The sequence below is a fragment of the Colwellia sp. BRX10-9 genome, from assembly GCF_014077405.1.
Taxonomy (GTDB): domain Bacteria; phylum Pseudomonadota; class Gammaproteobacteria; order Enterobacterales; family Alteromonadaceae; genus Colwellia_A.
This window is the reverse complement of sequence record NZ_JACGVV010000024.1, coordinates 45552-71849: the sequence shown is the minus strand read 5'-3', so window position 1 is coordinate 71849 and position 26298 is coordinate 45552. Positions and strand designations below refer to the sequence as shown.

Sequence of the window (26298 nt, the reverse complement as noted above, 5' to 3'; positions counted from 1 at the left end):
TGCCCGCATATACCAACTGATATCGATTAAGCGCTGTTTATAGACTTGTGCTGTTTCTTCAACCATTTCCATTTCGAATGGGGTTAATGTAGTTAATGATTGCTCTTGTTGAAATTGACGGGTCAGCAGGGTGCCTTTAAACAACTTATGCCAACGGGACAGTACTTCTAGCGTCGTCCAGTTGTTAGCTTTTTCACTATCAACATGAAGGACTAAATGTAAGTGATTATTCATGACAGCGTGAGCACAAATATTAATAGCAAAGACCTGAGATAATTTAAAAATACGCTGTTCAATCCAATGACGCCTGTGCTCGTAACTGACACCGGTTTCTTTATCAACACCACATAAAAAGGCTTTTCGAACGGTTTGACTGCAAATATGATAATACGGCGTATCAGATAAACTGATTTGTTGTGAACGAGGCTTGGGCATAATAATCACCACACTTATAAGAGGGTAAACTAAGTGTAGTTTATTGTTGAAAAAACAAACAAGTTATTATGGGTGGCTTAATTAGTATTTTGATGTAGTGAATAACAATAATTAGCACTGCTGGTTTTTAATCAATCAAACTACTTAAATGGTTGTTTTATATATTTTAAAATGAATATATTGATGATATATCTAAAGTTCCAGGTGAAATTCAACCATCTAATTGTGTTTTTCTAGTAACCCTTGTTAAATCAAAGCTTATTAATGTTATGTCATAAAACCAACTGATTGATAAGTTATTTGGTGTCAGGTTATTTTACAATGTAACTTTATTTGAATTTGTATAATTTATCATCATATTGAAATTATTGATTTTTTTAAGCTTGGCATATTTTTTGTATTAACGTATAAGGATAGATACATCACTATTTTAACTATTACCTGCCAACTTTCATTTGGAAGGGATAAAAGAGGAAGTAAAATGAAGTGTAATTTTTTAAAAACTGCTTTGGTAAGCTTATTTTTGACTATGAGCTGCATACCTAATATAGCAAATGCTGGTTTAATTATTGGAGCCATCGATGGATCTACAGGAGATCTATTGAATGCAGCTAACTCAATAGAGTCAGGTAGCAGTGTCAATATAATTAGTACTACTTTTTTAGATACGCAAACGTCAGAAGATTTGTTTTCAAATTATGATGCATTATTGTTTAATTGGGCTGGAAGTACTATTTCTAGTGGTTTTTGGTCAGATACCTTATTGGGTTATATTAGCTTAGGTGGTGGTGTCATTTTTGATGGAGCGCAAAGTGGTACTAGTGCTTTGAATGGCTCTGGCATTAATTTCTTTGGTTCATCTACTTATAGTTCAGGCAACCAAACTATTAGTGATAATACTTTTACAGCATTGACTAATGTCAACGGAGCTAATCACCATCTCGGGGGTTTAAGCGGTGATAGTAATTGGAACGTATTCTTAACTTCAGGAACAACAACACTAGGCATGTATGCGAATTTTGGCTTAGGTAATATTATAGTTACATCAACAGACTTTAACTATCATGGTGGTAATCTTCCGTTTATTACAGATGAGTTAGCTTACGTAACATCACCACGTACTGCCGAAGTGCCTGAACCATCAACACTTGCTATTTTTGCATTAGGAATGATTGGTTTAGCATCACGTCGATTTAAGAAATAATAAAATTTAATATTTTTTATTATAGAAAACATCAATCGTCATGATTGATGTTTTTTCTGGTATTAGTGTAAAAAATTACTACTCCTAATGATTCTTTAACAGTGATTTTTATCGTAAATCACTACTATAAGTATCCTTTGTTATATTATACGTGTAAAAGCCTTCAGGCACTTTAACTAATTATTCAGCACTACTTGTGTAATTTTTATAGTTTTTGACAAAAATCATCCATACATAACCTATCCTTTTTACGAATAATTGTCGAAATGGTCGCAACTAAATAAGCAAAGGCTTATGTCAGCTAACGTATATAAGTGAACATAAACTTGTCTAATTTTTATGGCTAATTTAGGTCAGTAAATTGGCACTAAGGTGAAATACCAAAGGCAGCAATGAACTTGAAGCAGACTTTGTAATTTGTGCGTTACTCGCTTTCACAAATCGCAACGTTATTTTTACAAACCCGTAAAATAATGAATAGGAAACCCACCAACAATAAATTATATCTGTTGAGCTATTTGAGTTTTAGATGACCTTATTGTATGTCTAACATTTCAACTTATATTCTGACCAATGCAAAGTATTACCTAACAAAACGACACTGCCAGAAACAATCAAGATTGCTGTACTCAAAATACCCGTCATAATGATACATTCCGCTATACCGCCATCGTCACAATCTCCTAGCTCCCCCATTTGAGTGGATTTTAAGGTTAGTTTTTTTGTCACCATATCGCAGTCATAATAGTAAGGCTGGTCAGGTGAAGAAGAGGGAACGAACGCACATGAACTGATGGAAATTCCCATAAAAAAACTCAACAGTACTTTCTTTAAACTCATCAACTGCAATATCCATATAATTAATTTTTCATTAAAAGTGAGACCAATAAGAGATTTATCGCCTTTTATTGAGCTAAAGGTCGAACTTTGTGTAAATTAATTATAATAAAATACAAAACATTAACTGTTCAGTTTTTGTATTTCATTTGTTTAACTTTGTAAGATTATTTTAATTTTCATGGCAAATTTTTAATAAAAAATAACGCCTCCCTGAAGCAGAGAGGCGTTATTTTATTATCATTAATGGCGGGCTTAATTGAAGTTTTTCTATTTTAGCTACCTTTAGCCAAAACATAAAAAGTACTTATTTGTTTTTATTCTTGAGCATATCACGCAAATTCGCCACACCCATTTTAGTGGTTTTGTCTTTGTGTTCTTGGCTTTTTTTAGTTTCTGTTAGCTCCCAACTTAAATCGTCTTGCGGTAATTCGTGTAAAAATCGACTCGCTTCAGTGCGAGAAACTTCACCATATTGTCGGCGCTCTTTGGCATAAGTAAAAATCAATTCACGTTGCGCACGGGTAATTCCCACATAAGCCAATCGACGCTCTTCTTCAACATTACCTTCGTCCATACTTGTTTGGTGTGGCAATAAACCTTCTTCCATGCCAATCAAGAAGACATAAGGAAATTCTAGCCCCTTAGAAGCGTGTAGTGTCATTAATTGTACTTGGTCAGCATCGTCTTCATCTTCGCCACGTTCCATCATATCGCGCAAGGTTAAGCGGGTTACAATGGCTGGCAATAACATAGGCTCTTCTTCATCATCCCCTTCAAGCATATTAGTTACCCAACTAAAAAGTTGCGTAACGTTTTTCATGCGCATTTCTGCTGCTTTTGGGCTAGGCGAAGTGTCGTACAGCCAGTCTTCATAATTTATTTCACGGATCATCGCTCTAAGCACGGCAGGCGTATCACCTCGCTCCGCGTGATCGCCAGTTTCAACTAACCAACGAGTAAACCTTTGCACATGTACTAAACCACGACCGGTTAAATGCTGTTCAAGCCCCAACTCAAAACTAGCGGCGAACATACTTATTTGCCGCATATTGGCGTAATTACCCAGTTTTTCTAGTGTCGTGGGTCCAATTTCTCTGCGTGGTACATTAACTATTCTTAGGAATGCATTGTCATCATCCGGGTTCACCAAAACACGTAAAAATGCCATCATGTCTTTAATTTCGCTGCGTGAGAAAAATGAAGTCCCACCGCTGATCTTATAAGGAATACGGTTAAGCATTAATGCTTTTTCTAATAAGCGCGATTGATGATTACCACGATATAAGATCGCATAATTTTTAAATTTACTTTTGTTTAAGAACTTATGACCAATTAATTCACCGACCACTCGCTCAATTTCATGCTCTTCATTTTTCGCTTGAATAACGCGCAGTTCAACGCCGTAAGCCAACTCACTAAATAACGCTTTGTCGTAAACATGAGGGTTGTTCGCGATTAAAGTATTGGCACACTTAAGAATACGGCCACTTGAGCGGTAATTTTGTTCCAACTTAATCAACTTAAGTTGCGGAAAATCTTCTCCGAGTAAAACAAGATTTTGCGGTTTTGCACCACGCCATGAATATATAGATTGATCGTCATCGCCAACAACCGTTAACAAGGCCCGTTCACCCGCAATTAATTTTACTAACTCATATTGGCTAGCATTGGTATCTTGATATTCATCAACCAGTAAGTATTGAATTTTTTTCTGCCAGCGTGCTTTAACGTCAGGAAAGTTTTTTAACAACAAGGTAGGGATTAAGATTAAGTCATCGAAATCAAGCGCGTTATAGGCTTTCATATGTTTTTGATAGAGCTGGTAGAATTCAGCAAACATCGTGGTGTCTGCATCACCAGCCATTTTTATCGCGGTGTCGGGTAACATTAAGTCATTTTTCCAATTGGAAATCATGCTCTGTAATTTACTCAGTAAATCTTTATCACCATCAAGCTCATCATGTGTTAATTCTTTTAATAAAGACAACGTGTCTTGGTCGTCAAATAAGGTAAAACCGGGTTTATAACCTAAGGTTTTAATTTCTTTACGAATAATATCAAGACCCAGCGAGTGAAAAGTCGAAACGGTGAGACCTCGCGTTAAACTTTTGTCCATCATCTTAATCACACGTTCTTTCATTTCTCGTGCGGCTTTATTGGTAAAGGTTACTGCCGCAATATTACGGGCTTTGTAATCACATTTTTCAATAAGATAAGCAATTTTCTTACAGATAACCCCTGTTTTACCACTACCCGCGCCGGCTAAGACTAAGCAGGGGCCAGTAACATATTTTACCGCTTCATTTTGTCCGGGGTTAAGTTTCATAGTGTTCAGTTTTTCAGATAATTAGATTTTCAGGGCGATGATTTTACCTTGTTTGCTCTATATCGTATATACCCACGCACAGGTCAAACTCTACATTGTTAAATATCTTGGAGTTAATAAATTAGCCATTGGCAAAACCATTAAATACATTACAATGAGCTCATTGATGAACTAAGGATAATGATTATGTTTAACGCTAAAAAGATTGAAGAAATCGCCAAACAAGTTTCCGATGCAATTCCACCTAAATTCAAAGATATAGCTGCAGATATTGAAGAAAAAACTAAAGTGGTGTTACAACGAAAATTAACACAGCTTGACGTAGTTTCTCGTGAAGAGTTTGATGTTCAAACACAAGTATTATTAAAAACGCGTCAAAAACTGGCTGAGTTAGAAAATAAGCTCGCTGAAATCGAAACTAAGTTAGCTGAATAAAGTCACAAATAGCGATAAGTTATTATCGGTACAACTAACTTATCGCTTCGAAGAGTATGACTAAGTGACTATTTTATAGACACGCCGCTCTAAAACAAAGCCCATAATTCCCATGAAAAACAAGAATACACCCGCTATTCGTAGCCATGCATTTATTGGCTGAGCAATCATTTTTTCACTATCAGCACGATAAAGCCGAAGACCTTTTGGTAATGTTACGACATAGTTTTTCCCTAAGAATTTCTCAGACAATATGAATTTTTCGTCCTTACGTTGTGTCATCTCCATCTTCTTTTTATAGTAAAGCTGGTTTTTTACATCTTCTCGCGGGATCATCTTCTCCCAATCATCAAATATATCTTTTGGCTCTCCCGCTAAAACAACGCCTTGAGAATAGTATCCAAACTGTACCTCTGGAAACAATATTTTACTTTGCCCAACATAGAATAAAGTAAGCGCAAGGACAATCAGTGCACTGCATATATAAAGATAACGCCTTTGATTTAACATTTGTGATTGCTGTTGCTGCTTTAACCAATTCTCTATATCAGGTATCTGCTTAAGCTGAGTCTCAGCGTAGCGTCTGTCGAATGCAGCTATAAAATCAGCTAAAGATAACTCATAAGCGGCTAATAACCTTCTAAAAATATCATTTGATGGCATTGACTTATCATTTTCTAACTTTGATAAATAAGATTGCTCTATTCCCGTTAAATCAGCTAAATCAGGCTGACTTAATGCTTTTTCATTTCTAAGTTTTTTTAACTGTTCACCAAGCGTCATTTGCTTTTCCTTTTTAGATTAAGTATTAAAATGCCGTCGACAGCAGACTTATTCTTGGTTATTCCTGCAATAATATAAAGGTGAATATTTAAGAATATTGTTGAATATAGAAATGTTGTTAGGGGTATTTGACATAAATGTTTATTGTCATTGCTTACCCATAAAAAAGCAGCCGGTGGCTGCTTTTTTATTTTAAGGATAAACTTAATTTAATTGATATCTTTTAGTTTCTCAATATATTGTAGCTTCTCAATATTTAGCATAACGCGGCAATAGAATTCTTCGGGACAAAAAGGTTTTCGTAGAAAATCATCGGCACCATTTTTAATGAATCGTGCTGATTGAAAACTCTTTTCTGAACTCGCTACCGCTATAATGATTAACTCATTAATTGGGTGTTTGGCTCTAATTTTATGCACTAATTCTAAGCCACTCACCCCGGTTAAATCTTGCTCAAGGATCACAATTTTTATATCTGGTTGCTCCTCAAGCTTTTTAATTGCTTTGGTACCATCTTCAACATCATAAACTGTAAAGTTTCTTCGTTTAAGTAACTGACAAACATGATTTCTTGAGGCTAAAGAATCATCAACGACTAAAACACCAATTTTTGGGTTATGAAGTTGACCATGAAGGATTCGAAGTAAGTAATGATAAGCCTGAGCATTCGTTTTTGTAATGTAATCAATAATGGGTTGGTTAAGTAATTTCTTATGCGTAGTGTCATCAATTCGGCCCGTCATGATAATACTGGGAATATTGTGCTGAACAATATAGGGAACAACTTCACCATTAGGCGCATCAGGTAAACCATAATCAAGCGTCGCTAAGAAAAAACTATGCTCTTGGGCGAGCAACACTTTAACATGAGCAAAGGTGTGAGCGATGGTCACGGAATATCCTAAGGAAACAGCAATTTTTTCAATAACTAGCGCAATTGATTTACTGTCCTCAACAACGAGCAATCTTTTTTGGGTCATATAAAACTCACTCGCATTAGTAAAACTTAATTATAAATTACTATACCTGAGAGTTTCACTAAGTAAACTTATATTACCCGGTGGCTCTTCTTTGCTTAACTGCTTCTGCTAAACAAAGAGAATTGTCGTCATTAAAGTAAACAATAAAACAAGTTAATCTATCTTCTTTATGTAACAAGCAGCCAATGGCTACTTGTTAACTTTTAAAGGTAAACTCGCTTAAATCTACCGCAGGTTACAACTTCATTGGCTGCATTTGTTTATAGGTTAGGCTACGCCATAACCATTCCATGGGACCAAAGCGGTAGCGGTTTAACCACCATTTAGATAATATTATTTGAGTCACTATAATGGCTATAACAATAAGCATTTGCGGTGCTCTTGATATCTCACCGTATTGCCCTCCCGCATAACCATAAAAGATACTCGTTAAAATAACTGAGTGCATTAAATAATTGGTTAATGCCATTTGCCCCATGGGTGAAAATGCGACAAAAAACTGCTGCCACTTTTGTTTGTTTAACGCACAAACAACGAGACCTAAATATCCTGCCGAAAGTAAATATTGGCCGATATAAAAAAGTGTTTGCCCAACACCTTGCAGCACCACTGAAATAGCTGCGGCAGGGTGTTGAATAATTAAGATGCTAGCAACATTTAATGGAATACCAACGCATAAACCGACTTTAGCCAAGAGACTAAAAAATTTATGATGCTCTTGGTGTTTGGTTATTTTTTCTGTCACCACCAGCCAAAAACCTAAGATAAATATTGGTATTAAAACGAACAACGACATAATAGGCGTGAACATCAACATAAACCCCAGAAAGCCAAGCCGGTATTCTGTAGCTTGCCAATAACTATTTTGCATAAAGGCATTATCTTCTTCAGCAATATCCGCCTGTAATACTTTACGTTGCTCAATGGTTTCAGCAATAGTGATTTCTCTAAGTTCTTCATCGGTAAGTATAGCTTCTTCGCTATCAATAGCATCGTTCTTTTCTAATATAACATCAGTATTTGTCAGTAATTGCTGTTCAACTGCTGTATATATATCAAGGTCGTTTTGCCATATTTCTTGATACTTAGACTCGTTAAAAACCATGCCCAATATAGAACCCAAAAAACTCACCAGAAAAAGAGGGATCATTAGCCACATTAAGGCTAGTTTTAAATAAGCTTTTGGGTCTTCTGTTTTTTTATAGGTAACCCAAGCTAATAGGATTAAACCCGCGATAGCGTACTGGTGTAAAATATCACCGCCCCATAAAAAAATCATATGGGCTATACCGATGAGCAGCAATACCAACATACGACGAACAAACCAAGCACCAAAGGGTCGACCTGCATCTTTGGCACGTAACAACATAACAGCAAAGCCCATTCCAAAGATAAGGGCAAATAATTTATAAAATTTACCTTCAACAAAACAACGAATTAACCAACCAATTGCATGGTCAATACCTGTTAATGTTGTATCGTGTCCGCCTAAAGAAATAATTGCACGGTTAAACCATTCAATATTCATCAATAAAATACCAACGAGAGCTAGGCCGCGTAAAATATCTAAGGCATCAACACGTTTATGTTTATCCAAGGGTTTTAACTTAGGGGGGGGTATTACCGATTCATCTTCTTGGCTTACTTGCATCATGAATTGTCCATATAGTTTTTATGGATATAGAATAAACTAATTTTTCTGTAATTGAAAAGTATAAAATATAAGAAGCCACTTCAATTAAAGTGGCTTTAGTATTTGATCAGTAAAGGTTATTTAAATAATCTCTCGATTTAATTTAAAAATGCTTGATAGGCTTTATTTTCGGTTTCTTCTTGCCACTCATAACCTAAATCTTTTAGATGATTAAAAAAGGCAAGCTGATCATCATTCTTCACTTCAAAGCCAGCTAATACTTGACCGAAAGCCGCACCATGATTACGGTAATGAAATAAAGTAATATTCCAATGCTCGCCTAAGGTATCTAAGAACTTTTCCAATGCACCTGGATATTCAGGAAACTGAAAACGAAAAATACGCTCTGGAGTTGGTGAAGAGTTTTGGCCACCAATCATATAGCGGACATGAAGTTTAGCTAATTCGTTATCAGTAAGATCTGTTGCTCGATAATCTCTTTTAGTTAACTGTGACAGTAAGTGATTTCGATCATCTTCACCACTGGTTCTAACACCTACAAAAATATTAGCACTTTTATGGCTGCCATCGGCTTTTGTTGCATAACGGTAATTAAACTCAGTGATCACTCGTCCATCTAAGGCATGACAGAAGGTTCTAAAACTACCTTTCTTTTCTGGAATTTTTACTGCGAGCACCGCTTCTTTTTGCTCTCCTAATTCACATCGCTCTGAAATATATCGTAACGTATGAAAATTCATATTAGCGCCAGACAGAATAGCAACTAATGCTTCATCTCCAGCGCTGGTTTTACAATATTTCTGTAAGCCCGCCAATGACAATGCACCAGCAGGTTCTGAAATCACGCGTGTCTGTTCAAAGATGTCTTTGATAGAAGTACAAATTTCATCGGTTGTTACCGTGATCACGTCATCGCAATAATGTTTAATGACATTGAAGGTGTTTTCACCAATCCTCTTTACGGCAACCCCATCAGCAAACAGTCCCACTTGTTCTAAGTCGACCGGTTTACCGGCTTCCATAGCGGCTTTCAAGCAAGCAGAGTCTTCTGCTTCAACACCGATAACTTTTATATTGGGTCGTAGTTGCTTTAAATAAACCGACATACCTGCTAGTAAACCGCCACCACCGACCGGAACAAAAACAACGTCAATTTTTGGGTGCTGCTGTAAAAGTTCTTTGGCAACCGTGCCTTGTCCAGCGATAATATCGATATCATCAAAAGGAGGAACTATTGTTTTATTTTCATCTCGGGCAAAATCTAATGAAGCAACTTGCGCTTCATTGAAACTTTTACCGACTAAACGCACTTCGGCGCCAAAACGACGTACATTATCAACTTTTATATCAGGTGTTGTTATTGGCATAACAATCGTGGCTTTAATACCGAGCTTATTTGCTGCAAGTGCCAAGCCCTGAGCATGATTACCGGCAGAAGCGGCAATCACCCCATGAATACACTGCTCTTCAGTTAAATTAACAAGCTTATTATAAGCACCACGGATCTTAAAAGAATGAACCGGTTGCTGGTCTTCACGTTTAAGGAAAATTTGATTGCCTAAACGTGATGACAACTTAGTTAATGGTGTTAATTCACTTTCTATAGCAACATCATAAACGGGTGCCAATAGAATTCTTCGTAAATAGTCGAGCCCTTGTTCTTGAGTTTCTTTCGCAAGCACTAAAGCTTGCTGTTCAGCTTCAGTCATTATATTTATTCCAAAAGGTCATCAAGAAATTCACCTTACGCCCCAACTAAACCGTCAAGTAAATCACGGTTACGTACTGCACCTTTGTCAGCACTTGTTGCTAACATCGCGTAATTTTTCAAGGCATAGCTAATTGGGCGTACACGGTTAAGGGGTTTCCAAGCATCCTTGCCTTTTGCTTCCATGTTAGTGCGACGTTCAGCTAAAACTGCTTCGCTGACGTTTAATGTAATATCGCGATTAGGAATATCGATATGAATAATGTCACCTTGTTCAACTAAGGCAATCATACCGCCACTGCCAGCTTCAGGAGAAACATGGCCAATAGATAAACCAGAAGTACCACCAGAGAAACGGCCATCGGTTAATAGGGCACATTCTTTACCTAACCCCATAGATTTTAAGTACGTGGTTGGGTAAAGCATTTCTTGCATACCTGGACCCCCTTTAGGGCCTTCGTAACGAATAACAACCACTTCGCCAGCAACAACCTTGCCCGCTAAAATACCTGAAACCGCATCATCTTGGCTTTCAAAAACATGAGCTGGACCGGTAAAAACTAAATTATCATCTGATACACCCGCCGTTTTAACAACACAACCATCAGGGGCAATATTACCTGCTAATACCGCTAAGCCACCCTCTAATGAATACGCGTGTTCAAGTGAACGTATACAGCCGTTTTCACGATCGTCATCAACAGTATCCCAACGACAATCTTGACTAAAAGCTTTAGTGGTACGAATACCTGCGGGGCCTGCACGGAAAAAGTCGATCACGCTTTGGTCTTTAGTTAACGTTATATCATATTTTTCTAGCATTTCATCAAGTGTTAAACCCAGTACGTTTTTGATGTCCATGGTTAATAAATTAGCACGAGCTAATTCACCTAAAATTGCAATGACACCACCAGCGCGATGTACATCTTCCATATGGTATTTAGGTGTAGAAGGAGCAACTTTACATAACTGCGGGACAACTCTTGATAAGCGATCCATATCTTTCATGGTGAAATCAATATCAGCTTCTTGCGCAGCGGCGATTAAATGCAACACGGTATTTGTTGAACCACCCATAGCAATATCTAAACAAGTGGCATTTTCGAACGCCGCTTTGTTAGCAATATTACGTGGCAACGCCGACTCGTCATTTTCTTGATAGTAGCGCTTAGTTAATTTAACAATTTCTTTACCCGCGTTTAAGAACAGTTGTTCACGGTCAGCATGGGTTGCAAGCATTGAACCGTTACCCGGTTGTGCTAAACCTAACGCTTCTGCTAAACAGTTCATTGAATTAGCAGTAAACATGCCCGAACAAGAACCACAAGTAGGACAAGCCGAACGTTCAACTTGGTCACTTTGCGCGTCAGAGACTTTTGGGTCAGCACCCTGGATCATCGCATCAACAAGGTCAAGTTTGATAATTTGGTTAGAAAGCTTAGTTTTACCAGCTTCCATTGGGCCACCGGAAACAAAAATCACTGGAATATTTAAGCGCATAGCCGCCATTAACATACCCGGCGTGATTTTGTCACAGTTTGAAATACAGACCATAGCATCGGCACAATGCGCATTAACCATATATTCAACCGAATCGGCAATTAAATCACGCGAAGGTAAACTGTAAAGCATACCGCTGTGACCCATGGCAATACCATCATCAACCGCAATGGTATTAAATTCTTTAGCGACACCACCCGCTTTTTCAATAGCACCGGCAACAAGCTGTCCCATATCTTTTAAATGAACATGACCGGGTACAAACTGAGTAAAGGAGTTAACAACCGCAATAATTGGTTTGCCAAAATCATTATCCGTCATTCCTGTTGCGCGCCATAAAGCACGAGCCCCAGCCATATTACGGCCTTGAGTAGAAGTTGCAGATCTTAATTTAGGCATGATATTTACATTCCAATTGATAATGTGAATTAATATTGTGAAAAATTTTATTTTGAAAGCTACTGTTCCAAGAAGCTCTTAAAATAAAACCTTATCGGTTTTATTTATAGTTTACGGTGATAGCAACTCTTCAACATTTGCCACTTTAGCAAAGAAGGCGTAACGGGCTTATCGTCAGAAGCGAGTATTGCCGATGCCGGTAAAGTGGTAATGACAACGAGTTGCTTTTATTACCGTTATTTAACGGGATCTAACCAATTATCTGGAACAGTAGTCGTTCCGTTGAAAATACCAAAAAATGCTTCTTGAATAGCTTTAGTGATCGGTCCACGGGTACCATTACCGACAAGCATTCCGTCCACTGATTTTACTGGTACAACTTCCGTTGCTGTGCCACACATAAAGAACTCATCAACTAAGTACAATGACTCACGAGAAATTGGCTCTTCACGTACTTCATAACCCAATTGTTCTGCAAGAAAAAATACAGTATCGCGGGTTAAACCTTGTAAAATCGAAGCCGTTCCAGGAGGGGTATAAAGAATACCTTTGCGGATCAAAAATAAGTTTTGACCGGCTCCTTCACTAACCATATTATTGATATCAAGTGCGACACCTTCAGCATAACCATGACGAGCAGCTTCAGCTGAAATCAGTTGTGATGAAAGGTAATTACCACCGGCTTTTGCTGCTGTTGGCATAGTGTTAGGTGCTAATCGATTCCAACTTGACACTCCAACTTCTACACCATTCTCAATAGCATCAGCGCCTAGGTAAGCTTCCCAACTAAATGCAGCAATCATTACATCAGCTTTTGCATCAATAGGTGGACGTAACCCCATACCGATATCACCCAAAAAAGCCAACGGACGTAAGTAAGCAGAAGCTAAACCATTTTCAGCAACGGCATTTTTACAGGCTTGAACAATTTCTTCTTGGGTAAAAGGGATATTCATTCGATAGATTTTTGCTGAATCAAATAAACGTTTAATATGTTCTTCTAAACGAAAAATACACGTACCTTTATGAGTATCATAAGCACGGATACCTTCAAATACCGAGGAACCATAATGCAAAGCGTGACTCATTACATGCACGGTAGCATTTTTCCAAGGCATGAGTTCACCATTAAACCAAATTAGTTCTGCATTTACTTTAGCCATTTTTCTTCCTAATTTATAATATTTTTAACGAGTTAGCTGTAGTTTAATTACCCAACCAACTCTGAATTTTTATGGGTGCTTGTTGCGCAATTATTATAACTGGTTATGAGCGACATTACTTCGTGGTATTTTTGTCTACCTTGACGTCTTTGATATCAATCAGTTTATTAATTTGATCAACTAAAAGTGAAATAGGTCGCTCACTTCGCACCATTAATTCTATAGTGCCGATATTTGTACCGGTATTAACTCGCGCCTTAATGCCTTCGATTAGGAAGCCTCGGTAGCGGGTGACTTGTAAAATACGCTCTAACACCACTTGCTTATCATCAGCCTTTATACGTAATTGATAATGATTCATCTTAAGTACTCTCCATCATTTTATCATTGGCTGTATTGGGTGGAACTAGTGGCCAAACATTATCTGCGGCATCTATTTTAACTTGTAAAAGATAAGGCCCGTTATGCGCTAACATCTCTTCAATCGCCTCAGAAACCTCTGCCTTAGAGCTTATCTGTTTAGCTTTAATGTCAAATGCATTTGCAAGCATGACAAAATCAGGGTTATCAGAAAGATCTGTTTCACTTAAACGTCCATCAAAAAATAAATCTTGCCATTGGCGGACCATACCTAATTTGGCATTATCAATGAGGACAATTTTTACCGGTAACTGAAAACGCTTTATTGTTGAGAGTTCTTGCACATTCATCATGATAGAGCCATCGCCTGAAACAGTAATAATACAATCTGTTGGTCGGCTAACTTGTGCACCGATCGCGGCCGGTAAGCCAAAGCCCATGGTGCCCATTCCAGCACTGGTTAAAAAGTTACTAGGGTGATCAAATGACATATGCTGTGCCGCCCACATTTGATGTTGACCAACATCAGTGGTAACACAACTGTTTAGCGGCATTTTATCGCTCAACTCTTTAAGTACCGCTGGTGCAAAAATAGTGCTGCCAGGATGATTATAATCCCAAGAAAAATCAGCTTTCATTTGCTGACATTTTTGTTGCCAACTTTTGATTTCTAAAGGAATCGATAAGGCAGGTAAATTAGTTTTTAAATCACCTAAGATCGCTGAATCAGCGGCTCGGCGTTTATTAATCTCGGCTGTATCTATATCAAAATGAATAACTTTCGCATGGGGCGCAAACTCAGTTAATTTCCCAGTAACTCGATCATCAAAACGTGCACCAACAACAACCAATAAATCACTTTCTTGTACCGCTAAGTTTGCCGCTTTAGTGCCGTGCATGCCTAACATGCCAAGATAGTTTTCATTATTAGGCGAAATAGCACCTAAACCTTTTAATGTTGAAACACTCGGTATATGGGTAATATCAATAAAATCGCGTAATTCATCGACCGCGTTTGCCATACCTACACCGCCACCCACATACAAAACAGGCTGTTTTGCATGACAAAGCATAGCGATTGCAGAACCAACATTAGCCGGTGGTAAATTAACTTTATTTTTCAAGGTTGAAACTACACTGCCTTGGCTAACCACATGCGCAATTTGAATGTCTTTTGGGATATCGACAAGAACAGGACCTTGTCTCCCTTCCAATGCTATAGCAAAGGCTTGATGTAAAACTTTTTCAAGATCATTAATATCTGTTACCTGAAAAGAATGCTTAGTACAGGCGAGTGATAAACCAAAAATATCGATTTCCTGAAAAGCATCAGAGCCCATCACCGAAGTAGCAACTTGTCCAGTTATGGCAACAATAGGAATTGAATCGGCAAGGGCGTCAGCAAGGCCAGTAATTAAATTAGTTGCCCCCGGTCCAGAAGTCGCAAAACAAACCCCTACTTTACCGGATGCTCTTGCATAACCTACTGCTGAAAATGCCGCACCTTGCTCATGACGACACAAGAAGTGTTGGATGTCACTGTCGGTAAGTGCATCATAAATTGGCATTATAGCGCCACCAGGATAACCAAAAACATGCTCAACACCGTGCTGCTGAAGTACGTCAAAAAGTAATGAACCGCCTGTTTGTTTCTTTTCACTTGTCATCTTTTTTTTAACCCACCCAACTGAATACATTTTGCATAACCGTTAGTTTGAGCTTTCTCCTTTGCGCTGAGTTGGTATGATTTATTGATATAAAATATTGATATTAAAACTGACCATCATTATTTTCATCTTTATCTATAAAAAAACCCCCGTTCCTTTCGGAGCGAGGGTTTGTTTTTTGCTTTAGTTTTTCTTAGCTCAACAAACAACCTCGCGATGATTTAATAATCACCACGACGAGAATGTTAATAATCACTGAACTAAATTTTTGCATGTTTATTCAATTACCTTGATTCTTTATAAAAACAAAATGAAAAACTTTTAAATTTGTTGGCTATTGCGCTGCCTATTTAAATTAGTACCATAGCTCTAATATTAAGTGCAAGTTTTTTTACTAGCGTTTTTTAATTGAAATAAATAATTTAGTTATATGATGCGTTAGCACTTTAGATAAATCCTGCCTAAACTTAACTTACAGGATGCTAACTAAATGGATTTGTTATGAGCTTAGCTTGTATTTATAGCAGAGCCCGGGTTGGGCTTGAATCTCCCCTTGTCACTGTCGAAGTGCATTTAGCCAATGGACTGCCGGTATTTAATATTGTCGGTTTACCAGAAACCTCGGTACGTGAATCAAAAGATCGGGTGCGCAGTGCTATCATCAATTGTGGTTATCAGTTCCCAGCAAAGCGAATTACCATAAATCTAGCACCCGCTGATTTACCTAAAGAAGGAGGTCGCTTCGACTTACCGATAGCGCTTGGTATTTTGGTTGCCAGTAAGCAACTGCCTAATACAGATTTAAGCCAATATGAGTTTGCTGGCGAACTTGCGCTTTCTGGTGAATTACGTGAAATTATTGGTGAAATTCCAATGGCAATTGCTTGCGCTAACGCTAAAAGAACCTTAGTTATTCCTAAACAAAATGCTGAGCAAGCGAGTTGGGTTAAGCAGGCCAATATTTTATCAATAGAACATTTAAGTCAATTATACCCACATTTTTTAAAGCAACGCTCGCTACCTTTGGTGTCTGCAAAAGCAGTAGAGCATTATCAAGTGCCTACCAGCAAAGACATTGCTGATGTTATTGGCCAACCACTGGCAAAAAGAGCTCTAGAAATCTCCGCTTGTGGCGCGCACAACCTACTTTTTATTGGGCCACCTGGTACGGGCAAAACCATGCTAGCGAGCCGTTTACCTGGAATATTACCACCAATGAGCGAAAGTGAAGCGTTAGAGGCAGCAGCTATCGCTTCGATTAGCCATCAAAAAATCAATCATAAATCTTGGTTAACTCGCCCCTTTCGCGCTCCCCATCATACGGCTTCTTCTGCGGCACTGGTTGGTGGTGGCAGCCAACCACAAGCGGGAGAGATTTCATTAGCGCATAATGGCGTATTATTTCTGGATGAATTACCAGAATTTGCTCGTAAAGTGCTCGATGTTTTACGTGAACCCATGGAATCAGCCGAAGTCACCATTTCTCGAGCAATGTACAAACAAACCTTTCCAGCAAAATTTCAATTAGTAGCTGCGATGAATCCTAGCCCAACCGGATTTTACAATGATAACCGCAGCACACCCGAACAAGTGCTACGTTATTTAAATCGCCTATCGGGGCCTTTTCTTGACCGAATTGACATTCAAATTGAGGTGACCCGTTTACCCAAAGGTATGTGGGCAAAGGATGATCATAACAATGAAAGTTCTGCGCAAATACAGAAAAGGGTTGCGCTGTGTAGAGAATTACAATTAGAGCGGCAAGGGAAAGCAAATGCTCACTTAGGGAGTGCTGAAACACGGATATTTTGCAAACTGAGTACTGATGAGCATGAGTTTTTAGAGCTTGCCGTTGAAAAACTTGGTTTGTCTACCCGCGCCCACCATAAAATATTAAAGATAGCGCGCACCTTGGCAGACATGAATAGTATTGAAGATATTCAACATGAACATATCATTGAAGCGCTGTCTTATCGCGCAATGGACCGATTACTGAGACACCTAACCGATGCTGTTTCTTTTTAACCGGACATCACAATTAATAAGATTAAAGTCGTCATATTGAATATATCTGGCATTAGCATCTTATCAAAAAGCCTTCTAGCCAATAACAATGGCTATTCTCTAGCGATAAAGCGGTTGCTGAGACTATTTAATTGCCTCAAAGAAGGCTTTGACTAAGGTTTGTTCTCGACTTTGGTTTAAACAACAAATGCCGAGGTCGAACGGCTCAATGTCGCCAACATTTTGTAAATATTGCACCCGGTCTTTTACCGGGCTATTTTCAACAACAACTTTTGGGGCCATGCCGACACCACAACCTAAAGCAACCATGCTAACAAGCGCTTCATGACCCGAAACTGTTGCATAAATATTGGGTTTACCTTGTTGCTTTTTACGATACCAAAGTTCAAAACGCTTACGCGCCGCACCATGCTCAGCTAAAATAATCGGTACTTCAGACCAAATAATTGTTTCGTCTTGTAATTGTTGCTGAACTCGACAAGCCATCGTTGGTGCAATAACGGCCAACGGCACAGTAGCAATATGCTGAAAATAAAACATTCTTGATAAGCTTTCAGGTTTTACACCAAAAGCAAAATCTACCAACTTTTGCTGTACTTGGTCAAAGGCATCAGCAGCATCACCGGTCGTTAATACAATTTCAACTAGCGGGTGTTGTTGGCGAAAGCGTTCCAATAGCGGTGGTAAATGACTATAAGCGGCAGTAACAGAACAATAAATGTGAAGTTTACCCTGTAGTTCAGCCTGCTTTTGGTCGAGCGACAATTGCAATAATTGCCATTGTTCAAGTTGCTGTTCGGCATATTTATAAAATAACATGCCTGCCTCAGTTAGCACGACTGAACGATTATCACGATGTAATAGCAAACAACCTAACTGATCTTCCAGCCTTTGAATAATTCGACTTAAGGTAGAAGTACTGACATGGTGCGCTTCAGCGGTTTTCCCAAAATGAAGACTGTGGGTTAAATGCACAAACATTTTTAACGATTTAAGATCCATTATTTACTCTTACCATTCATTGACAACATTTTTCCCACCAATCGTTGCACTTTATGCAACACCATCTTGCGAATATATCATTTTAAGCAACATTAATCTTGCGCTATGATAACTTCATCGTCGGAAAGACCGATAAAGCCATTTAATGATCACATCGCCAGCATTACGTTGAGTCGATTTGAGACAAAAGGATAACCCAATGAGCAATTATTTTAATACGTTAAGTTTACGCGAAAAATTAGGTCAGTTAGGCAAATGTCGTTTTATGCAGCGTGAAGAATTCAGCGATGGCTGTAATTTTATTAAAGACTGGAACATTGTCATTGTTGGTTGTGGTGCGCAGGGACTAAACCAAGGTTTGAACATGCGTGATTCGGGTTTAAATATCTCTTACGCATTACGCGAAGCTGCCATTTCATCAAAACGTCAATCTTGGCAATGGGCAACAGAGAACGGTTTTACCGTAGGTACATACGCTGAATTAATTCCACAAGCTGACTTAGTGCTTAATTTAACACCAGACAAGCAACATACCTCTGCTGTTACTGCTGTTATGCCTCATATGAAACAGGGTTCAACTTTAGCCTACTCACACGGTTTTAATATCGTTGAAGAAGGCATGAAAATTCGTGAAGATATTACTGTAGTCATGGTTGCCCCTAAATGTCCAGGTACTGAAGTACGTGAAGAATACAAACGTGGTTTTGGTGTACCTACTTTAATTGCTGTTCACCCTGAGAATGATCCACAAGGTAACGGCTTAGCAATAGCTAAGGCTTACGCATCAGCTACCGGTGGCGATCGTGCCGGCGTACTTGAATCATCATTTATTGCTGAAGTGAAGTCTGACTTAATGGGCGAGCAAACTATTTTATGTGGCATGTTGCAAACCGCAGCAGTACTTGGCCATAAGCAGTTAGTTGCGCAAGGTATGGATGCTGCGTATGCACGTAAGCTATTACAATACGGCATTGAAACAACAACGGAAGGCTTAAAGCATGGCGGTATCACCAATATGATGGACCGTTTATCAAACCCTGCTAAAGTTAAAGCGTTTGATATGTCTGAAGCATTAAAAGTCATCTTACGTCCGTTATTTGAAAAACATATGGACGACATTATCGAAGGTCGCTTCTCTGCCACTATGATGGAAGATTGGGCAAATGATGATGTGAACTTATTAAAATGGCGTGAAGAAACAGCTGAGTCTTCTTTTGAAAAAGCAGCTGATTGCGACATTGAAATTACCGAACAAGAATACTACGACAAAGGCATCTTTGTGGTTGCTATGGTAAAAGCCGGTGTTGAACTAGCCTTTGAAGCTATGGTTGCTGCGGGTATCATTGAGGAGTCAGCGTATTACGAGTCATTACACGAAACACCGTTAATTGCTAACTGTATTGCCCGTAACAAATTGTACGAAATGAACGTAGTCATTTCAGATACCGCTGAATACGGTAACTATTTATTTACCCATGCTGCACAACCTTTACTTAGCGATTTCGCCAGCAAATTGTCACTTGAAGAATTAGGTGAAGGCTTAAAAGAAAGCTCAAATGGTGTTGATAACGTACGCTTAATTGAAGTTAACGAAGCAATTCGCAGCCATGGTGTCGAAAGCGTAGGTAAAAAATTACGTGGTTACATGACAGATATGAAACGCATTGTAGAGTCAAATCAATAAAATAAAACGAGCGTTGTAGGTCACTAAAGGTAAACACTTAGGCCAGAGAGTCTAATGGTATTATTTTCTGGCCAGCAAGTGCTACACTGCAGCGCTTTATTTTATATCAAAGAGGAAAATTATCATGACAGAATTAAAGAATGTAACACTGACCAAGGCCGCTAATGTTTATTTTGACGGCAACGTAACTAGCAGAAAAGTAACGCTAGCAGATGGTTCAGTAGTAACCTTAGGCATTATGATGCCTGGCGAGTATACCTTTGCTACGGCAGAAAAAGAATTGATGGAAATTATCGCTGGTGAGGTTGAAATATTATTACCTAATGAGACGCAATGGCAAAGCATTTCTGCAGGTGGACACTTTTATGTCGACGCCGATGCTAAATTTGATATCAAAGTAAAAACGTTAGCTGATTATTGCTGTTCTTATATAGCAGCATAAAGCCACATCTATTGGCTTTAACAGTACCTCCGAAGATAATGGAGGTGCTTATCATTAGCTTAAGTCACCATTATCGACAAAAACTCACTGATACCTTAAAAGTGACACCTTCTTAAAACGGACTTCGACATTTAACGTTAAGTTATCATTATAATTTAACTCGCTCTTGCCGATAACCGCTAAACCTTATTTAACACCTCGCCACTAAAAACATTGCTGATTTACTATCAATAATACTCATTTAATGAAAAAATCATCTTTAATAGCCATTGCTGAATATAAATAATGAAACTCAATAAAACCACGCAAAAAATCGATAATAATGTTTGTAAAGCACTTAAATTAGCCTGCGAAGACTTCACTAACGAAGTTGATGGTTTCTGTTGGTTAACCCACCGTGCTAATTACACTAATTTTCCCGCAAGTTTAGTGGTGACCTGTATTTTCGATATCGATGCAGAAGTGATTGCAGCCAAAGAACAAAAAGTTGATGATCACTTGCGTGATGTCATTCAAAAGCAGTTACTCAAAGTGGGTATTGTCTTAAAAAACGTTCGCCACAATGTCCATTTAGATAGTGAAGAGTCTTGCTTACGTGACCATAGTGGTCAATGGCCTGAACGTCTAAAATTAAGAGTGACTAAGCAAAAGCCAACACAAAGTAAACAGTTTGGCCGCTAGAGCCTCAGTTAATTATCCCGTTACCTAGCCTTATAAAACAACCATATCATCACGATGAATAATCACTTTACTGGGACAACAGCCTAATAAAGTGATTATCTGTTCACTATTACACCCCATAATACGCAACAAATCTCGTTGACTGTATTGGCAAATACCTTTAGCAATCAGCTTTTTAGAATGTGCGTCAATAATATCAACAGACTCTCCAGCGACAAAGTCACCGTCAACTTGACTGACACCTGAGGGTAATAGCGAAGCACCTTCATTAACCACAGCATGCACTGCACCCGCATCAAGATGTACTTTTCCACTGCTTTTTAAGGTATGTTTTAACCAGTGTTTGCGTGCTTTTGTCGCCGCTTGTTTGGCACTAAAATGTGTACCTGGGTTTTCACCTTTTAATATCTGTTGAAAAACTTCACTACGACTACCATTTAAAATATAAGTCTCTATGCCATTTTCAACCGCTTTTTCGGCGGCCTGAATTTTTGTTTTCATACCACCGGTGGCAATAACGTTATTTGTTGTTCCAGCCATGGCATGAATTTCAGCGGTAATTTCGTGAATTTCAGGGAGTAACCTTGCCTTAGGGTTTTCACGCGGGTCTTGATCATAAACACCGTCGATATCGCTTAAGATGAATAAGCAGTCAGCTTCACTCACTAAAGCGACTAAGGCGGCTAAATTATCGTTATCACCGACTTTCAATTCATCGGTCGCGACCGTGTCATTTTCATTAACAATAGGAATAACACCATTTTCCAATAAAATGCGTAGGGTGTTTTTAATATTGATGTAGCGCTGGCGATCTTTTAAATCTCCATGGGTAATAAGTAACTGGCTACAAGGAACATCAAAAAATCGCTGCCAATTCGCCATCATTTTCATTTGCCCAACAGATGCCATCGCTTGTTTAGTGGGAATAGAGGGTACGGGAGAGCCGTGCTTAATTAATTGTCGTCCTGCAGCAACACTGCCCGATGAAACGATAATAATTTCTTTACCTGCCTGTTGGCATTCGGTAATAAAACGAGCAATAGCAAGAATATACTTACCACTACAGCCCTTATTGTCTGGTGCAACTAAAGCACTGCCTACTTTAATTACCGCACGATTAAAATTCATTGTTGTTCCCCTATGATCCAGCCCATAGCATGCCTCGATATGCAGGTAATTTGCAATCAACTTTTTGCCATAATATAGATGAGTTTATCCTTTTTAGGCTGTTGACTTGTTATATCGAATTAATTCGGTATTTATATCCTTTAAAACTTAAGAAATGGCGAGTTACTTAACTTGAAATAACAAGATGGTGTTTTTTACCTCATTCTAAAATATCAATAATAGACGCCTAAAACGCCTTTCTCTGCTAATTATTAACATTAAGTCTCGTTAACTTTCACTCATTTCAACAACTTGATGAATAATCGTTTTCAAACGGTTGTTAATCGTGATTAATTTATTTCACTGTTTTTGCTGAAAATTACTTCAAATCAGATTATGATCGGACATCTATTTATTTTTGTTATATTGAGCAAGTATTCCATGTTGAATTTTTTACCTCCGCTACTTATTCATATTATTTCGCTAACAATTTATACCGTTAATACGCTTTTCTGGTTAATACCTATTATTATATTTTCATTTTTTAAGGCTATTATTCCCTTAACCTTTGCTAAAAAAATATTCAGCTATTTATTAGATCAAATGGCAAGCAATTGGGTGGGTGTTAACACCTTCATTCAAAAGCTCTTTAATAAAACAGAAATTAAGGTAACCGGCTTAGATCAACTAACCATGAAAGAATGGTATTTGGTAGTCTGTAATCACCAAAGCTGGGTTGATATTGTTATCTTGCAGCGAGTCATGCATCGCAAAATTCCTTTTTTGAAATTCTTCTTAAAAAAAGAACTTATTTTTGTGCCTTTTTTAGGCTTGGCTTGGTGGGCCCTCGACTTTCCATTTATGAAGCGTTATAGCCAATCTTTCATTAAAAAGAACCCTCATTTAAAAGGCAAAGACGTTGAAACCACACGTAAAGCTTGTGCTAAATTCAAGCATAAACCCGTCAGTATAATGAACTTTATAGAAGGAACTCGCTTCACTAACGAAAAGCACGATAAGCAAAATTCCACGTTTAAACATCTACTTAAACCTAAAGCTGGTGGCATAGGTTTTGTGCTAGAAGCCATGGGCGGCAACTTGCATAAAATAGTCAATGTTACCATTCATTACCCAGAGGGGATCCCTACTTTTAGTGATTTTTTAGCGGGAAAAATTAAACAGGTAAATGTCGATGTAGAGGTTTCAAACATTGGGGATGATCTTGTTGGCGACTATGTGCGCGATCGACATTTTAAAATAAAATTTCAAAAGTGGGTTAATCAATTATGGCTTGATAAAGACCAAAAACTTATCGAGTTTAATAATGATAATACCGCTAAATAACATTGAAATTGAAAAAGGAAACTTAAATGAGTGAACTCATTAGCACATGGTTAACTAACCAAGGTATCGCCGAAGCGTATTTAGCGATGGCCACCATTTTTGTTGGTTGCATGCTCATTTTTGTCATTTCAGCATTGGGATACTACCTCGCAAAATATCAGGTATTAGCTTTTGTTAACAAAATGGTCAGCAGAACAAAAAATACTTGGGATGATGTTTTATTAGAGCATAATGTTTTTTCTCGCTTCGCTTTTTTAATTCCGTTATTCGTACTACTGTTTTTAACGCCTATTTTACTGCCCGAACAAGCATTACTTGGCGCCGTTTTAGTGGTTTTTGTAAAAATAGCTCTCAGCTTTCAAATTGCACGTTCTATTAGTGCTATTTTAAACGTCATTAGAAGTCTCTATCAAAATACTGCGCGTGACCGCTACTTACCCTTAAGCTCAACGATACAAGTGATAAAACTGGTTATTTATTTGGTTGCTACGATTCTATCTATTTCATTTATTTTAGATAAGTCACCTATTTATTTACTCAGTGGTTTAGGTGCATTAACTGCTGTTTTATTATTAGTATTTCAGGACACGATTAAAGGTTTAGTCGCTAGTATTCAAATATCAGCAAACAAAATGGTCGCGCCTGGTGACTGGATTGAAATTCCTAATTATGGTGCTGATGGCGATGTTATTGAGATTGGTTTAAATACGGTTAAAGTAAAAAACTTTGATAATACAGTGACAACTGTTCCTACGTACGCCTTAATAAACGGCTCATTTAAGAATTGGCGAGGCATGCTCAATTCAGGTGGTCGACGCATTAAGCGTAGCATTATTATTGATATCAACAGTATTTCATTTTATCAAAGTGCTGAGATTGAAAAACTTAAAGAAATCAGTTTATTAAAAGATTATTTACAGCAAAAATCTGATGAAATCACCACGAGTTTAAAAACGGCTAATTTATCTAACGATAATGTTAATAGCCGGCAGTTAACCAATGTCGGAACTTTTCGCGCTTATATTACCGCTTATTTAGCTAAACATGAAAAAATACATGATGAGATGACTTGTATGGTCAGGCAATTAGCGGCAACCGACTCAGGCTTACCGCTGGAGATATATTGTTTCAGTAATGACCAAAACTGGAAGAATTATGAGGGTATACAAGCCGATATTTTTGACCATTTATTCGCTATGGCGCCGGTATTCAGTTTACGTGTTTTTCAACATCCTACCGGCTATGACTGGCAAAAAAGTCGCTCGAGTCGACAACTTTAACGTTGACGAACTACGCCTTCTTGCATCGTTGAGGCAACAAGCTGTCCTTGACGATTAAAAATTTGCCCTTTAACTAAGCCTCGACCGCCACTTGCTGACGGACTATCCATAACGTAAAGCAGCCAATCATCAAAACGAAATGGGCGATGAAACCACATGGCATGGTCAATAGTGGCAATCTGTAAATTGGGTTGCCAATGACTCAAGCCGTGTGGAAATAAAGCCGTTGGTAAAAACAAGAAGTCAGAAGTATAAGCCAGCATATAGGTATGAATACGTAAATCATCAGATAAGGTGCCGTTTGCTTTTATCCACATCTGAGACTTAGGTGCTGTCTTTTCGGGTTGCAGCCAATTATAAGGTTTAACAGGACGCATTTCGATGGGCTTTTCAGCTAAAAATTTACCTCTAATTTCTTCAGGTATTTTATCTTGGTTGTCGAAAATGAAATCTGTGTAAGACGCTAAATCTTCAGGTGCGGGTACATCGGGCATAAGATCTTGATGCTCAATGCCTTTTTCATATTGTTGAAAAGAGGCCGTCATATAGAATATATCTTTACCGTTTTGAATTGCTTTAACACGCCGGGTGCTAAAACTTTTACCATCACGGATATTTTCGACTTCATAAACAACCGGCTTACTGGCATCACCTGGACGTAGAAAATAAGAATGAAGCGAGTGAACATTACGTGCTGAATCAACTGTTTCTTGAGCGGCAGAAACAGCTTGTCCCATTACTTGACCACCAAACAGCGCACGAAAGCCTAAATCTTGGCTTTGACCACGATAAATTCCTTGTTCGATTACCTCTAATTCTAATAATGAAGATAAATCATCCAACACTTGACTCATAATATTTAGCACTCACTGATATAAAATTTTGACTATAGCATATTTATAATTTATATCTTTAGCGACATTTTAAAATTGTTGAAAATTCATACGCTGCAAGGTAGTATCTAGGGAATAAGAAAATTATTGACTAAAAATACGAAGAGATCTCAATGGAAGCGCTATTAGAAAGAGAAGTATTGTTAGAAAGAAGGCAAGGTAGTAATGAGGAACAGTCGCTATGGGACAGGCTTTCTCTTGCACAAAAATTTGCCGCCAGTAGCATGACTCAGTTTGGTTACGACTTATCTTTTATTAGAAATAGCAATAACGGCAGCTTAGCCATATTACAATGCAATGGTAAAACAGCAACCATTAACGGTGAAGGTGAAGTAGACTCAACACCAAGTATAATTATTCGTCCTTAGTTATTCATCCTTGATTAA

The 26298-nt window shown here is 38.1% G+C and carries 21 protein-coding genes and 1 pseudogene; 9 read left to right on the top strand and 13 right to left on the bottom strand.

Annotated features, from left to right (window positions below; genetic code table 11):
- Window positions 1-435, bottom strand: a pseudogene (locus H4J69_RS13945) (transposase); the annotation flags it as partial.
- A gap of 481 nt (window positions 436-916) precedes the next feature.
- On the opposite strand from H4J69_RS13945, the gene H4J69_RS20205 reads away from it, so the two are divergent.
- A complete protein-coding gene (locus H4J69_RS20205; protein ID WP_259367757.1) occupies window positions 917-1639 on the top strand; it encodes a PEP-CTERM sorting domain-containing protein in 723 nt (240 codons plus the stop codon).
- A gap of 1144 nt (window positions 1640-2783) precedes the next feature.
- Here the strand turns inward: H4J69_RS20205 and rep are convergent.
- Window positions 2784-4805: a DNA helicase Rep gene (rep, locus tag H4J69_RS13935; RefSeq protein WP_182244635.1), complete on the bottom strand. Its 2022-nt coding sequence runs from the start codon at window positions 4803-4805 to the stop codon at window positions 2784-2786.
- 186 nt (window positions 4806-4991) lie between these two features.
- Here rep and H4J69_RS13930 point away from each other — a divergent pair, with 186 nt between their 5' ends.
- The gene (locus H4J69_RS13930; protein WP_070375387.1) at window positions 4992-5240 is read left to right on the top strand and encodes a ubiquinone biosynthesis accessory factor UbiK; all 249 of its coding nucleotides are present in this window, start codon (window positions 4992-4994) and stop codon (window positions 5238-5240) included.
- Window positions 5241-5300: 60 nt separating this feature from the next.
- On the opposite strand, the gene H4J69_RS13925 is transcribed toward H4J69_RS13930, so the two are convergent.
- From H4J69_RS13925 to ilvG, 8 genes are all read right to left on the bottom strand, one after another.
- Window positions 5301-6023 carry a helix-turn-helix domain-containing protein gene (locus H4J69_RS13925; protein ID WP_182244636.1) on the bottom strand — a complete coding sequence of 241 codons (723 nt, stop codon included), beginning with the start codon at window positions 6021-6023 and terminating at the stop codon, window positions 5301-5303.
- A 209-nt stretch (window positions 6024-6232) separates the two neighbouring features.
- Window positions 6233-7003: a response regulator gene (locus tag H4J69_RS13920; protein ID WP_182244637.1), complete on the bottom strand. Its 771-nt coding sequence runs from the start codon at window positions 7001-7003 to the stop codon at window positions 6233-6235.
- A 235-nt stretch (window positions 7004-7238) separates the two neighbouring features.
- The gene (locus H4J69_RS20200; RefSeq protein WP_259367756.1) at window positions 7239-8657 is read right to left on the bottom strand and encodes a DUF418 domain-containing protein; all 1419 of its coding nucleotides are present in this window, start codon (window positions 8655-8657) and stop codon (window positions 7239-7241) included.
- A 137-nt stretch (window positions 8658-8794) separates the two neighbouring features.
- Window positions 8795-10366, bottom strand: coding sequence for a threonine ammonia-lyase, biosynthetic (ilvA, locus tag H4J69_RS13910; RefSeq protein WP_182244638.1), 1572 nt, complete (start codon window positions 10364-10366; stop codon window positions 8795-8797).
- Window positions 10367-10401: 35 nt separating this feature from the next.
- The gene (ilvD, locus tag H4J69_RS13905; RefSeq protein ID WP_070375383.1) at window positions 10402-12264 is read right to left on the bottom strand and encodes a dihydroxy-acid dehydratase; all 1863 of its coding nucleotides are present in this window, start codon (window positions 12262-12264) and stop codon (window positions 10402-10404) included.
- 236 nt (window positions 12265-12500) lie between these two features.
- Window positions 12501-13427, bottom strand: a complete 927-nt coding sequence (locus H4J69_RS13900) for a branched-chain amino acid transaminase (protein ID WP_182244639.1) — start codon at window positions 13425-13427, stop codon at window positions 12501-12503.
- A gap of 115 nt (window positions 13428-13542) precedes the next feature.
- Window positions 13543-13788 carry an acetolactate synthase 2 small subunit gene (ilvM, locus tag H4J69_RS13895; protein ID WP_070375381.1) on the bottom strand — a complete coding sequence of 82 codons (246 nt, stop codon included), beginning with the start codon at window positions 13786-13788 and terminating at the stop codon, window positions 13543-13545.
- Between the two features lies 1 nt (window position 13789).
- Complete coding sequence (gene ilvG, locus H4J69_RS13890; protein WP_070377107.1) at window positions 13790-15454, bottom strand: acetolactate synthase 2 catalytic subunit; 1665 nt, start codon at window positions 15452-15454, stop codon at window positions 13790-13792.
- A gap of 501 nt (window positions 15455-15955) precedes the next feature.
- On the opposite strand from ilvG, the gene H4J69_RS13885 reads away from it, so the two are divergent.
- Window positions 15956-17479, top strand: coding sequence for a YifB family Mg chelatase-like AAA ATPase (locus H4J69_RS13885; RefSeq protein WP_182244640.1), 1524 nt, complete (start codon window positions 15956-15958; stop codon window positions 17477-17479).
- Window positions 17480-17602: 123 nt separating this feature from the next.
- Here H4J69_RS13885 and ilvY read toward each other — a convergent pair whose 3' ends face one another.
- Entirely contained in the window at window positions 17603-18481 is an 879-nt protein-coding gene (gene ilvY, locus H4J69_RS13880) for an HTH-type transcriptional activator IlvY (RefSeq protein ID WP_070375379.1), read from the bottom strand.
- Window positions 18482-18680: 199 nt separating this feature from the next.
- On the opposite strand from ilvY, the gene ilvC reads away from it, so the two are divergent.
- The 3 genes from ilvC (at window position 18681) to H4J69_RS13865 (ending at window position 21288) form a co-directional block, all read left to right on the top strand.
- Window positions 18681-20165: a ketol-acid reductoisomerase gene (gene ilvC, locus H4J69_RS13875; protein WP_070375378.1), complete on the top strand. Its 1485-nt coding sequence runs from the start codon at window positions 18681-18683 to the stop codon at window positions 20163-20165.
- 124 nt (window positions 20166-20289) lie between these two features.
- Window positions 20290-20607 (top strand): pyrimidine/purine nucleoside phosphorylase, encoded by a 318-nt coding sequence (locus tag H4J69_RS13870; protein ID WP_070375377.1) that lies wholly within the window; start codon window positions 20290-20292, stop codon window positions 20605-20607.
- Between the two features lie 285 nt (window positions 20608-20892).
- Window positions 20893-21288, top strand: coding sequence for a Fis family transcriptional regulator (locus H4J69_RS13865; RefSeq protein ID WP_182214593.1), 396 nt, complete (start codon window positions 20893-20895; stop codon window positions 21286-21288).
- Between the two features lie 30 nt (window positions 21289-21318).
- Here H4J69_RS13865 and proB read toward each other — a convergent pair whose 3' ends face one another.
- Window positions 21319-22416 (bottom strand): glutamate 5-kinase, encoded by a 1098-nt coding sequence (proB, locus tag H4J69_RS13860; RefSeq protein ID WP_182221367.1) that lies wholly within the window; start codon window positions 22414-22416, stop codon window positions 21319-21321.
- Window positions 22417-22836: 420 nt separating this feature from the next.
- Here proB and H4J69_RS13855 point away from each other — a divergent pair, with 420 nt between their 5' ends.
- Entirely contained in the window at window positions 22837-23739 is a 903-nt protein-coding gene (locus tag H4J69_RS13855; RefSeq protein ID WP_182244641.1) for an acyltransferase, read from the top strand.
- A gap of 26 nt (window positions 23740-23765) precedes the next feature.
- Entirely contained in the window at window positions 23766-25019 is a 1254-nt protein-coding gene (locus H4J69_RS13850) for a mechanosensitive ion channel family protein (protein WP_182217116.1), read from the top strand.
- On the opposite strand, the gene tesB is transcribed toward H4J69_RS13850, so the two are convergent.
- Window positions 25016-25873 carry an acyl-CoA thioesterase II gene (gene tesB / locus H4J69_RS13845; RefSeq protein WP_182217117.1) on the bottom strand — a complete coding sequence of 286 codons (858 nt, stop codon included), beginning with the start codon at window positions 25871-25873 and terminating at the stop codon, window positions 25016-25018. The genes H4J69_RS13850 and tesB overlap by 4 nt on opposite strands.
- Before the next feature lie 152 nt (window positions 25874-26025).
- Between tesB and H4J69_RS13840 the strand changes: the two genes are divergently transcribed.
- On the top strand, window positions 26026-26280 hold the full coding sequence (locus H4J69_RS13840) for a hypothetical protein (RefSeq protein WP_070375371.1): 255 nt from the start codon (window positions 26026-26028) through the stop codon (window positions 26278-26280).
- Window positions 26281-26298: the final 18 nt, after the last annotated feature.